The organism is Thiofilum flexile DSM 14609 (assembly GCF_000380185.1).
Taxonomy (GTDB): domain Bacteria; phylum Pseudomonadota; class Gammaproteobacteria; order Thiotrichales; family Thiotrichaceae; genus Thiofilum; species Thiofilum flexile.
Genome location: NZ_KB904747.1, coordinates 120,070 through 135,712, shown reverse-complemented (window position 1 = coordinate 135,712; position 15,643 = coordinate 120,070). Strand labels below are relative to the sequence as shown.

Sequence of the window (15,643 nt, the reverse complement as noted above, 5' to 3'; positions counted from 1 at the left end):
TGCTCTATTTGCAGCGCTAACGCCGGTCTCATAACTCAAGGAGTCGCATTGTAAACCCGAATTGAGCGCAAAAGTAAAGACCTGATTACTAGGAATATGCCGATTTAGCGCTCAAATTGCGTGGGGGGACTTGATTTTTACAGCTTTTATCACCATAAATCAGTTTTCCATGCAAATGATTGGAGCAGGACTTGGAACAGTTTAGAGGGACAACCATCCTAAGTGTACGACGCAATGGTCTGGTAGCCATTGGCGGTGATGGGCAAGTTACCATGGGCAATACCGTCATGAAAGGTAATGCGCGTAAAGTACGCCGTTTATACAATAATAATGTCATTGCCGGATTTGCAGGCGGTACTGCGGATGCGTTTACCCTATTCGAGCGCTTTGAAGCCAAACTACAAAGTGTCAATGGTAATCTGACTCGTGCAGCGGTGGCCTTAGCGAAAGATTGGCGCACGGATCGTATGTTACGCCGTTTAGAAGCGCTATTAGCCGTCGCGGATAAGGATACTTCGCTGATTATCACGGGTAATGGGGACGTAATAGAGCCTGAAAATAGCTTAATTGCGATAGGTTCTGGTGGCCCGTTTGCCCAATCCGCCGCGCGTGCTTTATTAGAAAACACCGATTTATCCGCCCGTGAAATTGTCGAAAAGGGATTAACCATTGCAGCGGATATCTGCATTTATAGCAATCATCACATTACCATTGAGGAAATCCGCCCATGAGCACTATGACTCCGCGCGAGATTGTGCAGGAATTAGATAAACACGTTATTGGTCAACAAAAAGCTAAGCGCTCCGTTGCCATTGCCTTACGGAATCGCTGGCGGCGTCAACAGCTCGACAATACCCTACGCCATGAAGTGACTCCTAAAAATATCCTCATGATTGGCCCTACAGGTGTAGGTAAAACGGAAATTGCACGGCGCTTGGCACGGTTGGCGAATGCCCCTTTTATCAAAGTCGAGGCCACCAAGTTTACCGAAGTTGGCTATGTGGGTAAGGAAGTCGATAGCATTATTCGTGACCTTGCTGATGTGGCAGTCAAAATGCTACGCGAACAAGAAGTCGCCAAGGTACGTTATCGTGCAGAAGAAGCTGCAGAAGAGCGTATCTTAGACATTTTATTGCCCCCACCCCGCAAGGATAGTCAGGCAAATGAGTGGCTTTCCCTCGGTGATGACGCGCCCAAAGCCGCCGCCCCCGAAGAAAGTGCTACCCGGCAAAAATTCCGCAAAAAATTACGCGAAGGCGAATTAAACGATAAGGAAATTGAGCTAGAGGTATCCGTAGCAGGAGCCTCGGTGGAGATTATGACGCCTCCTGGTATGGAAGATATGGCTAGCCAACTCAGCGGCTTATTCCAGAATCTAGGCTCGCAGCGTAAACGTAAGCGCAAAATGCGTATTAAGGACGCGCTGAAAGTCTTAGCGGATGAAGAAGCACATAAGCTAGTCAATGAGGAAGAACTCAAACAACGAGCCGTACAAGCAGTCGAGCAGACGGGTATTGTCTTCCTCGATGAGATTGACAAGATTGCTCGTGGCGAAGGTAAAACGACGGGTGCGGATGTCTCACGCGAAGGGGTACAACGCGATTTATTGCCTTTAATTGAAGGCTGCACGGTTAATACTAAATACGGCATGATCAAAACGGATCATATTTTATTTATTACCTCTGGTGCATTCCATGTCGCAAAACCCTCTGATTTAATTCCAGAATTACAAGGTCGCCTACCGATTCGGGTCGAGATGGATGCCTTGACTGCGGATGATTTTGAAAAGATTTTAACCGAGCCAGCCGCCTCATTAACTGAGCAATATATCGGTCTGCTTAAAACAGAAGGTGTTGATTTAAGTTTCACACCGGATGCGATTCGTCGTATTGCTGAAATTGCCTTTGAGGTCAATGAGCGTACTGAGAATATTGGCGCACGCCGCTTGCATACAGTGATGGAGCGTTTATTAGAAAATCTGCTCTTTGATGCGCCGGATTGTGCGAGTACCTTTGAAGTGACCGCGCAAGATGTGGGTAAAGCATTAGATGAGTTGGTTCAGGACGAAGATTTGAGTCGCTATATTCTCTAAAAGAACGGTAGCGCACAACGTTGATAGAAAAGGGTAGATTGAGGTCTACCCTTTTTGCTTTTTGGGCACTAAATACGAACATAAAGCATCTTTTAGCGTTTTTGGTAGTCCTCAAGTAAACTACCACTTATTATAGTCATAATTACTATGTTTTTCATAATTTCATAGTTTTTTAATTTTTGGTTAGCATAACTTCTAGAAAACTCATATCGACCATTTGTATTAATATTAAGTCTCCCATTTATTTCGTAATGATTACTACGTAAAATCATGCCATTCCAAGTTATATTTAAATCTGCTTGATACTCTCTTGAGTAACTATTGTAATTACATGAGTTTATATTTGATATAATATCCTGTCCACCATCATAGTTTTGATCTATATACTGTTGAGCAAAGAAATAAGCAAGGCTTTGAACTTTATCATAATCATCTTGTTTACAACCACGTGGACCTGTTGCTTCTTTACTAGACTTAACTAGCCGCTCTAATAGTAGAGGGGTCATATATTGCACACAAACTCTATAACTATTTTCACGGTTAACTTGATCTTCAGATTTTAAATTTCTAATTCCATTCCACTCTTCTTGAGTTAGATTAATATTACCTTCTACTTCTCCAAAGATACTAATCTTCGCACCTACTCTTCCATCAGTATCAAGTCTCCAGTACTTTCCCTCTGTAGAGGGTGATAAACAAATTTCAGATACAATAGTATTAATTGTTTTTAATACTTCAAAATTACTATTAGAGCTACTTTCAGCCTTTGTTGTTAATGATAAATTAAACAACACAAATACTAGCAGTAATAACTTTTTCATTTAATATACCTTTTATGCTAAACAAATCTCCTTTGGACTTTATATTGAGCAATATAGTCTGAGATTTTAGAGTTTAATAGTGGTTATTAGCTTCTGATCACCATTCCACGCTCTAAAACTTACAACTAAAACCTATTTGATTTATTACAACAAAAATCACCTTTCCCCTCTGATTTTTTATAAAAATTAAAAGTTATTAACAATGCATCAGGTATTCGCTGCAAACAAAAAACCAATTGCTTAATTTTAAAATTTTTCATTTGCTTTAAATCCTCCAACCATAAATCATAGTAAAAATTCCTAGGATTATCTATTGGAAAAGGTATTTTTATCTTTTTACTTATTAAAAGAGAGGCTATTTTTAAGATTAATATTACCAAGCCAATATGCAAATTTCTTACAAAATATCTCATGATGCCTTCTTTAGGAGAAATTCTTTGACATTTAAAGAACAATGGTTTTAGTGTTATGTGCATTTGATTTTCTGCCTCTGTTAAGTACAGAAGCGACCTTAGGTCGCTTCTGTACCGATTGGGTTAATAAAAAGAATGCAGCTACCCACTTCATCTTCATCAGATTCAAGAATATGGTTTGCATAATAGGTAGAGTGAGAATTTAAATAGCACTCGTAACATTGTTTACCTTTTTCAGTAACAGAAAATAGATAAGCTCCTTTATTGTTTGGGTGAACATGTGGTTCCAAGGCTCCTACTTCAACTAGTAGTGTCAACCAATAATAAAAGCGTGATGTACTTCTAAAAGAAACATCTTGTAGATCACTACTTTTAAAGTAAGTATTTACACCATATTGGTTAATAGCTTTCTCCATAAGGCGTCGTGGAACCATCGATTTATGTCTTAGTATCTCGCAGATGTTAGTCATGGCGCTGTCCTGTAACTAGAAGAGCTTGAAACATAGTGGTCAGAAGCTGAAAAGAGTGTATTGTTTAATATATAAACAATCTATCTCGTTTAGCTTTAATAAACAGGAAGACGTTAATCTAGAAAGAAAACAAGGCTTTTTACAGCTAGAACAATCACTTTTCAAAACTACAACCTTGGCTTTGTTACAGAAACTTAGAAAAGTAACTATCAATCAGATTAAATGATACTCGCCATCTCTACATACTGAGATTTAGATCAGTCTTTTTCTTATGAAAAACCTCCATCGAACCAGAAAACTCTAGTCATAGCCTAACCCAAGCTGTGCAGCTATCCCTGAGTGGCAAAGATTCATGAACTACACGACAACATCGAGCACCCTGCTCGTACTCGTGCCCACTCAGGGCGCTTTTGAGCAAACTGATTAAATTCGGGTTGCTCGGCATAGGGTTTACGCAATACCTGTAAGAGCTGATCTATGCGGCTATTATCGCCTTGTTCTGCTAAATCAATAGCCTCTTGCGCTAAATAATTGCGTAATACAAACCGTGGATTAACGGCATTCATCCGTTCCTTGCGTTCGGTCATATTGACCAGCTCTTGCAAGGAGCGCTGAGCATATAAAGCTAGCCATGCATCCCATATGTCCCGATCACGCTCTACATACTCAGGGCGGTAAAAGGCCGAGCTAATCACGGATAAATTCGGCTGCTGCAAATCGAGTTGAGCTAACTCACGGAAAAACAAAGTCATATCCACTTCAGAGGTACGCAGTAGCTCAAACAATTGCTCTACCCAAGACTCATCTTCAGCACCTAGCTGTTTTAAACCTAATTTAGCGGCAAGCGCTTGATTAAATACCTGATTATAGGTCAGCGCATAAGTACGCAAACCTGCCTCTAATGGCTCATCCGGCATCACGGTAGCTAAGGCATTGGCTAATTGAGCCAGATTCCAGTGGGCAATATAGGGTTGTTGAGCATAGCTATAGCGTAAGCCTTGTGCATCGGTAGTATTCGGTGTCCAGAGTGGGTTGTAATCCTCCAACCAACCATAGGGGCCATAATCAATGGTTAGCCCTAAAATCGACATATTGTCAGTATTCATCACCCCATGAACAAAACCAACCCGCATCCAATCCGCCATTAAACGCGCAGTGCGGAGGCAAATCAGTTCAAACCACTGCGCTCGCTTAGTCTCGGTATGACCGATCAATTGGGGGTAGTCTCGCTCAATAGTGAAATCAATGAGCTGATTTAATAAAGCCACATCACCGCGTGCCGCAGGTAATTCAAAATGCCCGAAGCGAATAAACGAAGGGGCAACTCGACACACAATAGCGCCTGGCTCAGTTTTTGGGTGCCCATCGTAAAACATATCACGTAGCACCCCATCACCCGTTGCGACCAGACTTAAAGCCCGCGTGGTGGGAATACCTAAGTGATACATAGCCTCACTACATAAATATTCCCGCACCGAAGAGCGCAATACCGCGCGACCATCCGCATGACGCGAATAAGGTGTTTTCCCCGCCCCCTTTAATTGCAGCTCCCAACGTTCCCCCTTAGCATTAATACTCTCCCCTAAGCTAATGGCGCGACCATCACCTAATTGTCCGGCCCAATTACCAAACTGATGTCCACCGTAACAGGTCGCAACGGGAAACATCCCCTCTAGTAACTGATTACCCGACAGTATTTGAGCGGCTTCACTGCTGTGCATATCCTCTGCTGTCCAGCCCAATAGCTCAGCCACTTCAGGCGAGTAGCTTAATAGTCTGGGTGCTTGAACGGGAGTAGGCGGAGCTTTTGACCATAAAGCCCCTACTACTTGGCGACTATTGAGCGTGGTAATAGGATCGCCCGGCAACTCCTGAACAAAACGATTATCAAACTGTAATGGATGCATGTGGATTCCTTGCAAGGCTTGCTATCAATAGGTGCCGGATCAATAGGTTGGGGTAAGTGTTTTGGAAAAGGTTGTACTGTCTGAGCGCAGCGAGTTTACAACCTTTGGAAAAAGACTTACCCCAGCCTATTGATCTAAACAACACACCGTTCTTTAAAAAGCCAAGCTATCAATAAGCATCCTACAAGTCCAAAATACCGAAACCTTGCATGGCTAAATCTAGCTTTCAAAGCCTAATCACTGCACACTTATTCTTTTGCCTCGTAGGACAATAACGATGCTAGATATAGCTCAACAATTTCCCGTGACCCAAAACCACATTTACCTCAATCACGCTGCCATGGCACCGTGGCCCTTGGTTACAGAACAAGCCTTGCAACAATTTGTTGCTGAAAATGTGCGTCACGGATCGACGAATTACCCACAATGGAGCCTATTAGAGCGTGAATTACGTCAACGCCTACAACTCCTACTCAACGCCCCCTCTATTGATGATATTGGTCTGATTCACAATACCTCGGTGGGTATCTCCTTTGTAGCAGAGGGTATTGATTGGCAAGCCGGGGATAATGTAATCAGTATTGCCCAAGAATTCCCGTCTAATCGTTATCCTTGGTTAGCGCAAAGCTATCGTGGTGTCACCGTTAAAGAATTAGATTTAAATACCTGTGGTGAGGATGTCGAAGGTGCGTTATTGGCACTTTGTGATGCACGTACCCGTGTTGTTGCTATCAGTGCCATACAATTTGGTACAGGTTTACGCCTTAATCTTAAGCGCATTGGTGAATATTGTAAGACCCATCAGATTATTTTCTGTGTTGATGGTATTCAACAGGTCGGTATGATGCCCCTCGATGTACAAGCCATTCACGCCGATTTTGTGATTGCAGATGCCCATAAATGGCTCTTAGGCCCTGAAGGGATTGCGGTATTTTATGTAAGCCCTAAACAACGGGAGCAATTACGTCTGACTCAATTTGGCTGGCATATGATGGAAACCATGGGTAATTACACCAGCCCTGAGTTTATCCCCTCGCCAACCGCACGGCGTTTTGAAGCAGGTAGCCCGAATATGCTAGGGATTCATGCCCTGCATGCGAGTATGGGGTTAATCATGGAGGTCGGCATAGAGGCTATTTGGGCAGCGATCCAAGAGCGGATGCAGATACTGATTCAAGGCTTTCAAGCCACGGAACACTTAGAGATTTTGACTAATACTAGTGCAGAGCGCTTGTCTGGCATTATTACAGTATGCCCTACAGTGCAATCATCGGAAGGCTTATTTGAATATTTAAAAACTAATAAGGTCTTTACTGCGCCACGTGGGGGGGGAGTACGTTTTTCACCGCACTTCTACACCCCACTTGAGCAAGTTAAAGAGGCTGTACAATTAGTACGTGAGTACCTAGCTTAAGCCTGCGCTTTTGGCTCTAGCCATTGGAGTTTTAACACTCCAGTGGAGAGTGCTGTTCCTATAATAATCACTAAAGCGCCCAGCACAAATTGCCATGTCAGCTCCTCACCTAAGAAAATAATCCCCCAAACAATACCAAATAAGGGGACTAAAAAGGTCACGGTCACTGTACGAGCAGCACCAATTTCTGCAATCAATCTAAAGAAAATAAGATAAGCTGCTCCCGTACAAATCACCCCCAAAATCATAATACTAATCCACGACATGAGACTAGGATTATGATCAGGCCAATAGATTAAGGCTAAAGGCAACAACACTAACGCCCCCATGGTCAATGACATCACCGTTGTGACTAAGGAATTAACACCTATCACATTACGTTTGGTGTAATTCGCGCTAAAACCATAAGATAAGGTCGCCAATAACATAGCCGCTAATGCTAACCCTGTATCTGTACCGGACATAGATAGCTTATCGCCAACCAAGATAATCACCCCAATAAAACCAACGACTAGCCCCAAAATACGGGAGCGACTCAAAGATTCCTTTAGCCAAACAAAAGCTATTAATGCAGTAAACATTGGTACAGTCGCATTTAATACCGAACCAACTCCCGCCGTAAATACCAATAGGCCATAGGCTAATAAAGTAAAGGGTAGAGCCGAATTAAATACGCCAACCACGGTCATTTTACCCCACCAACCTTGGGTAACGGATAAGGGATATTTCATTAAGAGCACCGGCCATAGTACTAAAGCACCAATAGCAATACGTAACTCAATCAAAGGAATGGCTCCCACATCCTTGACCGCCACCCGCATAAATAAAAACGAACTACCCCAAATCGCTCCCAACACAATTAAACTCACAATATGGCGAGTATTCACGCTAAGCCTCCTATGCGAAGCGCCGTTACAAAGAGCTGCTCATCATCCGCCTAGCTATCTCTTTATTCAAGCCGGTTAACAATAGGGTTTTTATGTATTGGTCTTTCATAAAATACCTTACATCGGCTGTAAGTCATGATAGTGTTACTCACCCTTTTGGGATAAGTTTAATGCCATACGCCAACCTACAACGACTAGGAGGACTCACCACCATGAGTGATAAAGATAAACTAGACCAAGCTGCCCTCGATTATCATCGCTACCCCAAACCCGGCAAACTAGAAATTACCCCGACCAAAAATATGGTCAATCAACGGGATTTAGCCCTCGCCTATTCTCCGGGGGTGGCAGCAGCTAGTTTAGCCATTGCAGCCGATCCTAGTACCGCAGCGGATTACACCACGCGCGGCAATTTAGTAGCGGTCATTTCTAATGGAACAGCAGTATTAGGGCTTGGTGCTATTGGTGCCTTAGCATCTAAACCCGTCATGGAAGGTAAAGCCGTCCTCTTTAAAAAATTCGCCGGTGTGAATGCCTTTGATATTGAAGTTGATACGACCGATGTCGATCGCTTTGTGGATGCGGTGAGTTTATTAGAGCCGACCTTTGGTGGTATTAACCTCGAAGATATTAAAGCCCCTGAGTGCTTTGAGATTGAGCGCCGCCTTAAAGAAAAAATGAATATTCCGGTATTCCACGACGATCAGCACGGTACCGCCATTTGTGTGGCGGCGGCGATTCGTAATGGTTTGAGAGTTGCGGGCAAAAATATCGCAGACGTCAAGTTAGTCTGCTCAGGCGCGGGTGCTGCGGCGATTTCTTGCTTAAACCTATTGGTTGAAATGGGCTTAAAGAAAGAAAATGTTACCGTCAATGATCGTTTTGGTATTATTTATAAGGGTCGGGTAGAGGAAATGAATCCTTATAACTCGGCCTATGCGATTGAGACCGATGCTCGTACCTTAGATGATGTTATGGATGGCGCGGATGTCTTTTTAGGCTTATCTGCCCCACGCGTACTCAAACAAGAGCATGTGAAACGCATGGCTCCTAATCCTTTGATTTTAGCATTGGCTAATCCTGAGCCTGAAATTCGCCCTGAACTCGTCCATGAAGTACGTGATGATGTGATTATGGCGACGGGTCGTAGTGATTATCCCAATCAGGTGAATAATGTGCTCTGCTTCCCCTTCTTATTCCGGGGTGCATTAGATGTAGGTGCGACTGAGATTAATGAGGCCATGAAGGTGGCGGCGGTACAGGCCATCGCTGATCTTGCAACTAAAGAAGCCTCCGATGTGGTGGTTTCGGCCTATGGCGGTGCTTCCTTTAAATTTGGGCGTGAGTATTTAATTCCTAAGCCTTTTGACCCCCGTTTAATGACCATTATCCCACCACGTGTGGCTAAAGCGGCAATGGATACGGGAGTAGCAACGCGCCCCATTCAAGATTGGGATGCCTATCAACAATCATTAGAGGCCTTTGTCTTCCGTTCTGGCATGGTGATGAAACCTGTATTTGAACGGGCACGTCAAGATCCACAGCGCATTGTATTTGCTGAGGGCGAATCACAACGTGTGATTACTGCTATGCAGATTCTGGTGGATGATGGTATTTGTAAGCCTATCCTCATTGGTAATCCAGAGATTATTCAGCACAATATTAATAACTATAATTTGCGCCTGAAAATCGGTGAAGATATTGAGGTGGTCGACCCACGTAATAATCCCAACTATGAGCGCCATGCAGATGTCTATTATCAAGCGATGTGCCGCGAGGGGGTAACACCGGCTTATGCGAAGCGTGTTATGACTTCGCGTACCACGCAGTTAGCTGCCGTTATGGTACGAGCAGGTGATGCTGATGCGTTAATTTGTGGGGTGGAAGGTAATTATGCCTCGCATCTACACTATATCGAGGCGATCATTGGCATGCATCCTAGGGTAAAACATTTATCCGCTGTCACCATGCTCATTCTAACCAAAGGGACTTATTTCCTCACCGATACCCATGTGGTGGTAAATCCTACGGCTGATCAGATCGCTGAGAGTACCGAGATTGCTTCCCGCTTAGTACAAAACTTTGGGATTAAACCTCAAGTGGCTCTGCTATCCCATTCTAATTTTGGTAGCCGTCGTGATGAAAGCAGTAACAAAATGCGCACCGCCTTAGAGCTAATTCGGGAGCGTTATCCCGACTTAGTAGTAGAAGGTGAAATGCATGCAGACACGGCACTATCAGAGGAAATCCGCGAGCGTTTATTCAAAGACTCTGGCTTTAAAGGGGCTGCAAACCTATTAGTATTCCCTGATCTAGATGCCGCGAATATTAGTTACAATATGGTAAAAATGCTCGGAGATGGGTTGCCGGTAGGACCCATTCTGATTGGTACTAATCACCCTGCTCATATTCTAACTGAAAGTACTACCCCACGCGGGATTGTGAATATGGCAGCCGTCGCCGCTGTAGATTCTTTAATGCGTAAGCGTTAATAGTTACGCTATAGGTTATAGAAACTCAAGTACCTTTACCCTCAGTACTTGAGTTTCTTACTACCGTCTTAGGCACTATTCTTTAGGTAAATCATCCAAAGCCTTTTGAGCATCAGCATGACCACTCTTAGCCGCTTTTTTCAGCCATTTTTTTGCGCTGCTTAGGCTTTTATCCACACCCTCGCCATCGCGGTACATGAGACCTAGATTATATTGAGCATTGGCATTACCCTGTTTTGCGGCTTTGGTGTACCACTTCACCGCCTTTTCATTATCCTCAGTAACGCCCTCACCCGTATCATACATCACCCCTAAATCGGTTTGAGCATCAGCATCGCCTTGTTCTGCGGCTTTGGCATACCACTCGACTGCTTTTTGATTATCCTCTGCTACTCCTTGACCATTGTCATACATCAAGCCTAAATTGGTCTGAGCGACTGCCAGTCCTTGTTCGGCAGCTTGGGTTAGATAGTCAAAGGCTTTTTTATCATCCTTATCAACACCCTGCCCTTGGGCATACATCGAGCCTAAGTTAAACTGTGCTACCGCATCTTTTTGCTCGGCGGCTTTGGTAAAATACTCCACCGCTTTTTGAGTATCCTGATCCACACCTTGACCACTGATATACATAGTACCAAGACTACTTTGAGCAGCGGCATAACCTTGCTCGGCAGCCTTAACAAAATACTCCAGTGCTTTTTTACTACTCTGATCCACACCTTGACCACGAGCATAGAGCACACCTAGATTATATTGGGCGGGGGCATAGCCTTGCTCAGCGGCTTTGGCAAAATAGCCTGCCGCTTTTTTACTACTTTTCTTAACTTTATCGCCCTGAATATAACGAATACCTAAATTATATTGGGCAACTTTATCATCTTGTTCGGCTGAGCTTTTTTCATCTTTAGCAGCAGGGGGGGGTTCACTACCGCTAGTAGACTCGGCTTTATCGGTTGAGGGAGGGGTGGTCTCGGCATAAGCAGCACTGAATAAGCATAAGCTGGTCAATACGGTAACAAACAATAATTTTGGGGACATATAGACTTCCAAATCAATCCATAGGGTTTAGACCCTAAGCGTAGAAGCACGCGGCCTTGATAGCAATCCTTTGTTGAATAGATCACCGGAGCAGACACTTTGCTCTTGCCCAGTAATGCTTAATTACGTTATAACCACATACCATTATGTCGACAATGTTGCACTGCAACCTCGACAGTGACGTGATTTAATTTAGTTTTCTAATTAGTATGCCGACACTTTGCCTCGGCTGGAGATTTCACCATGAGCGATAGAGTACAAGTAGGTGGCTTGCAAGTAGCGAGTGAACTTTACCAGTTTGTGAATACTGAGGCTTTGCCCGGTACGGGCGTGAGTGAAGCGCAATTTTGGGGAGGATTAGAGGCGATTGTGAATGATCTTGCCCCCCGCAATCGTGAACTCCTCGCAAAACGCGACCAGATTCAGGCCCAGATCGATGCGTGGCATAAAGCTAATCGAGGGGCGGATTTTGCGGCTTATAAAGCCTTTCTACAATCGATTGGTTATCTAGTCCCCGAAGGTGAAGACTTTCAAATCACCACAAATAATGTCGACACTGAAATCGCGGTCCTAGCTGGCCCGCAATTAGTCGTTCCCGTCATGAATGCGCGTTATGCCCTGAATGCCGCCAATGCACGCTGGGGTAGTTTATATGATGCTCTCTATGGTACGGACGCGATTCCTTATACGGATGGTGCGGAGGCAGGAGCGACTTATAACCCTATACGGGGTGCAAAAGTGATTGCCTTTGGACGGCAATTTTTAGATGAAGCCGCCCCCTTAGCAACAGGCTCACATGTTGATGCGACTGCCTATAGTGTGGAAGGCAGCACTTTAAAAATTAAACTCGAAAACGGTACAGAAACCACGCTCGCCGAACCCTCCCAGTTTGCTGGGTTTACGGGTGAAACCGCCCATCCTACCGCCCTACTATTAGCTCATAATGGTCTGCACTTTGAGCTGCAATTTAATCGTAATACCCCCGTGGGCAAAACCGATAAAGCGGGTATTAGTGATATTGTGATGGAGGCCGCACTCACCGCGATTATGGATTGTGAAGACTCCATTGCCGCTGTGGATGCTAGCGATAAAACGCTGGTGTATCGCAATTGGCTAGGCCTAATGAAAGGCACCTTGACCGAAGAAGTACGCAAAGGTGATAAAATCGTACACCGCACGCTCAATAAAGATCGTGAGTACACCTCTCCAGTAGGTAAGCCCTTAACATTACACGGGCGTAGTCTATTATTCGTGCGAAATGTCGGTCACTTAATGACTAACCCGGCTATTTTAGATCCAGCAGGGCGTGAAATTCCTGAGGGCATTATGGATAGCATGATGACTGCCCTCTGTACTCTGCATAATCTACAAGGTAAAACCACCGCTACAAACTCACGCACCGGCTCGGTTTATATTGTAAAACCCAAAATGCATGGCCCTGAAGAGGTAGCCTTTGCCAATCAATTATTTAATCGGGTCGAAGATGCCTTAGGCTTGAGTCGTAATACTTTAAAAGTCGGTATTATGGATGAAGAGCGTCGCACGACTATCAATCTCAAAGAGTGTATTCGTGCCGCAAAAGAGCGCGTGGTGTTTATTAATACTGGCTTCCTTGATCGCACCGGCGATGAAATTCATACCTCGATGGAAGCAGGCGCAATGATCCGCAAAGGCGATATGAAAAATGCTGCCTGGATTAAAGCCTATGAAGATTGGAATGTGGATATTGGTCTAGCTTGTGGTCTGCAAGGTAAAGCGCAGATTGGTAAAGGGATGTGGGCGATTCCCGATCAGATGGCGAATATGTTAGCGACTAAAATCGCGCATCCATTGGCAGGGGCTAATACGGCGTGGGTTCCCTCTCCAACGGCGGCGACATTGCATGCTTTGCACTATCACAAAGTGAATGTCATGAAGCGTCAAGACGAATTGAAAAAACGCCCCCGCGCTAGCCTTGATGCGATTCTCACCGTTCCGGTGGCTAAAGAGATCAGTTGGAGTGCAGCTGAGATTCAACAAGAGCTGGAAAATAATGCACAGGGTATTTTGGGTTATGTAGTGCGTTGGGTGAATCAAGGGGTGGGGTGCTCGAAAGTACCGGATATTAATGATGTCGGTTTGATGGAAGACCGCGCGACTTTGCGTATTTCGAGTCAGCATATGGCGAATTGGCTACATCATGGCGTGTGTACGGAGCAACAGGTGATGGATGCTATGAAGAAAATGGCGACCAAGGTCGATGCCCAAAATGCGAGTGATCCTACTTATACCCCGATGAGTACTAACTTTGATAAGAGTGTGGCCTTTAAAGCGGCGTGTGATTTGGTGTTTAAAGGTCGTGAGCAACCGAATGGTTATACTGAGCCGTTATTACATCAATATCGTGCTGAGGCAAAGGTAGCCTTATTTTTCTGATAGGGTAGTGGGTTTATAACTCCATGATAAAGAAGCTGTCTTTGGGCAGCTTTTTTATTTCAAGCTGGAGGATATGGCAATAAGTGTAACTCTGTTATAAAACGGTAATCACGCTGATTTTTGCTAATAAGCGGTATATCTAAATCTATAGCTGTTGCTGCTATTAAGCTGTCTGGTATAGCGAGTCCATGACTTAGGCGGTATTGCTGTAATAATTTTAGGGCAATCTTAGAGCTACCCTCATTTAAAGCTATAACTTCAAATCGACGCAAAAACTTAGTCAATTCACGTACTTCCGTTTTATTACGGCAACCTACCGTTAACTCCATTTCTGTAATAATACTAATAGCTAAATGCGAGGTTTGTTCGATATGTTGCAAAGTGCTCAAAGCGATACCATCGGCATGGCTAGCATCAATTAATATATCCGTATCAATGAGTGTATACACTCAAGTTACCTCCACTCTTTATTACGCAAATCACGTACCCATTGAGTGCTATCTTTCTGATCTTCTCGATCTTTCCACATACCTATAAAAGGCTCATCTACTAGCCGAATAGTAGCCTTTCTTTCGCGTTTAGTGGACTGATAACGAAGTTGTAATAACTCAATAAAATCAGCAATCTGTCTTTGAGCCGTAGGAGGCAGTGCTGAAATTTGATCGACTAAATGTTGTGTATTCATGGCTTAACCTCTGCTTGTAGTTATGATAATAGTGTAATGCATTAGATAGGACTAGAGTTAAGCTTTGTCAGACTTAGTTTGAAGTAACTTAGCTAGTAACAGTTTTACTAACTCTTGACCGCGTAATACCTGCATCCAGCGGGTTGGTATGGCTTCTACCCCATCACGAATACCCGCTAAACCGCCTGCAATACACGCCGTAGTATCCGTATCATGCCCTAGCGCAATAGCCTGTTTGACGACTTGCTCATAGGTACTTGCCTGCATCACCTTACGCACCGAATTCAGGCTATCCACTACATAACCACTGCCACTCCCCGTTGGCTCCTGATCCGGGCGTACATGCCACGCAAACTCTGCCCACTCCGGCGAAGCATCACCATAAATACCGTGTAAAATCTTCACCGCTTCTGCCCATGCATAAGTACTACCAGCTAATAAACGCCGCGCCCATAAACAATAAACCGCACAACAGACTTTAGAACGTAAATGTCCATGCGTCACTTGAGACTGTAAATGCGCCCACTTTACCAGCTCCTCATCCGTACCCCGATGCCAAAGAGCTAGCGGTAGCACACGCATTAATGAGCCATTACCATTTTTATATTCGCTTTTAGGACCCGCCTCTTGAGCGGGAACACCTTGCATCATCAAACGAATAGCTTCCGCCGTTTGTATCCCTACATCAAATACATGAGAACCTACCGCCATATAGCCGCTTTCATACCAATCGACTAGGCCCTTGCCAAAGTCCTCTAGATTCAGCTCATTATGCCGTTGTAATGAAGCAAGGAGTATCAGCACCTGTGCACCATCATCCGACCATGTACCGATGGGGATTTGCTCATGAGAGCGCTCAAAATAAAGAGGAGGCTGCATTTCGAGTTGGCTTAAAGGCGGTAAATCGTGCGGAGAATGAAATTCATAGGGCACCCCTAATGCATCACCGATCAATAAGCCCCACAATCCGCCGCTAATACGCTCCTCTTGAGTTAAGGCCATTGGTTGA

14 protein-coding genes are annotated in these 15,643 nt (G+C 44.3%); 5 read left to right on the top strand and 9 right to left on the bottom strand.

The features are described 5' to 3' along the window. The first annotated feature begins 191 nt into the window (after positions 1-191). Both hslV and hslU read left to right on the top strand, forming a co-directional pair. Positions 192-731 (top strand): ATP-dependent protease subunit HslV, encoded by a 540-nt coding sequence (hslV, locus tag A3IK_RS0101905; RefSeq protein ID WP_020558269.1) that lies wholly within the window; start codon positions 192-194, stop codon positions 729-731. Continuing rightward, positions 728-2,092 carry an ATP-dependent protease ATPase subunit HslU gene (gene hslU / locus A3IK_RS0101900; protein WP_020558268.1) on the top strand — a complete coding sequence of 455 codons (1,365 nt, stop codon included), beginning with the start codon at positions 728-730 and terminating at the stop codon, positions 2,090-2,092. Before hslV ends, hslU begins: the two co-directional genes overlap by 4 nt. Before the next feature lie 92 nt (positions 2,093-2,184). Here hslU and A3IK_RS0101895 read toward each other — a convergent pair whose 3' ends face one another. From A3IK_RS0101895 to A3IK_RS0101880, 4 genes are all read right to left on the bottom strand, one after another. After that, positions 2,185-2,913 (bottom strand): hypothetical protein, encoded by a 729-nt coding sequence (locus A3IK_RS0101895; protein ID WP_020558267.1) that lies wholly within the window; start codon positions 2,911-2,913, stop codon positions 2,185-2,187. A gap of 125 nt (positions 2,914-3,038) precedes the next feature. Further along, positions 3,039-3,389, bottom strand: coding sequence for a hypothetical protein (locus tag A3IK_RS0101890; RefSeq protein ID WP_020558266.1), 351 nt, complete (start codon positions 3,387-3,389; stop codon positions 3,039-3,041). Positions 3,390-3,424: 35 nt separating this feature from the next. Continuing rightward, entirely contained in the window at positions 3,425-3,742 is a 318-nt protein-coding gene (locus tag A3IK_RS0101885) for a hypothetical protein (protein WP_162596602.1), read from the bottom strand. 404 nt (positions 3,743-4,146) lie between these two features. Beyond that, positions 4,147-5,703 (bottom strand): protein adenylyltransferase SelO, encoded by a 1,557-nt coding sequence (locus A3IK_RS0101880; RefSeq protein WP_020558264.1) that lies wholly within the window; start codon positions 5,701-5,703, stop codon positions 4,147-4,149. Positions 5,704-5,980: 277 nt separating this feature from the next. Between A3IK_RS0101880 and A3IK_RS0101875 the strand changes: the two genes are divergently transcribed. Next, a complete protein-coding gene (locus A3IK_RS0101875) occupies positions 5,981-7,117 on the top strand; it encodes an aminotransferase class V-fold PLP-dependent enzyme (RefSeq protein WP_020558263.1) in 1,137 nt (378 codons plus the stop codon). Here A3IK_RS0101875 and A3IK_RS18210 read toward each other — a convergent pair. Next, positions 7,114-8,004: a DMT family transporter gene (locus A3IK_RS18210; protein ID WP_020558262.1), complete on the bottom strand. Its 891-nt coding sequence runs from the start codon at positions 8,002-8,004 to the stop codon at positions 7,114-7,116. The two genes, A3IK_RS0101875 and A3IK_RS18210, sit on opposite strands and share 4 nt — an antisense overlap. A 170-nt stretch (positions 8,005-8,174) precedes the next feature. On the opposite strand from A3IK_RS18210, the gene A3IK_RS0101865 reads away from it, so the two are divergent. After that, positions 8,175-10,496 carry an NADP-dependent malic enzyme gene (locus A3IK_RS0101865; protein WP_281167255.1) on the top strand — a complete coding sequence of 774 codons (2,322 nt, stop codon included), beginning with the start codon at positions 8,175-8,177 and terminating at the stop codon, positions 10,494-10,496. Between the two features lie 75 nt (positions 10,497-10,571). Here the strand turns inward: A3IK_RS0101865 and A3IK_RS0101860 are convergent, their stop codons facing one another. Next, positions 10,572-11,534, bottom strand: a complete 963-nt coding sequence (locus A3IK_RS0101860; RefSeq protein ID WP_020558260.1) for a tetratricopeptide repeat protein — start codon at positions 11,532-11,534, stop codon at positions 10,572-10,574. A gap of 243 nt (positions 11,535-11,777) precedes the next feature. On the opposite strand from A3IK_RS0101860, the gene A3IK_RS0101855 reads away from it, so the two are divergent. Beyond that, positions 11,778-13,949: a malate synthase G gene (locus tag A3IK_RS0101855; RefSeq protein WP_020558259.1), complete on the top strand. Its 2,172-nt coding sequence runs from the start codon at positions 11,778-11,780 to the stop codon at positions 13,947-13,949. 59 nt (positions 13,950-14,008) lie between these two features. Here the strand turns inward: A3IK_RS0101855 and A3IK_RS0101850 are convergent, their stop codons facing one another. The 3 genes from A3IK_RS0101850 to A3IK_RS0101840 are packed head-to-tail and all read right to left on the bottom strand — an operon-like array spanning position 14,009 to position 15,636. Then, the gene (locus A3IK_RS0101850) at positions 14,009-14,398 is read right to left on the bottom strand and encodes a type II toxin-antitoxin system VapC family toxin (RefSeq protein ID WP_020558258.1); all 390 of its coding nucleotides are present in this window, start codon (positions 14,396-14,398) and stop codon (positions 14,009-14,011) included. Positions 14,399-14,403: 5 nt separating this feature from the next. Further along, positions 14,404-14,634: a DUF2281 domain-containing protein gene (locus A3IK_RS0101845; RefSeq protein WP_020558257.1), complete on the bottom strand. Its 231-nt coding sequence runs from the start codon at positions 14,632-14,634 to the stop codon at positions 14,404-14,406. Between the two features lie 57 nt (positions 14,635-14,691). Further along, positions 14,692-15,636: an ADP-ribosylglycohydrolase family protein gene (locus tag A3IK_RS0101840; RefSeq protein ID WP_020558256.1), complete on the bottom strand. Its 945-nt coding sequence runs from the start codon at positions 15,634-15,636 to the stop codon at positions 14,692-14,694. Between the last annotated feature and the right edge of the window lie 7 nt (positions 15,637-15,643).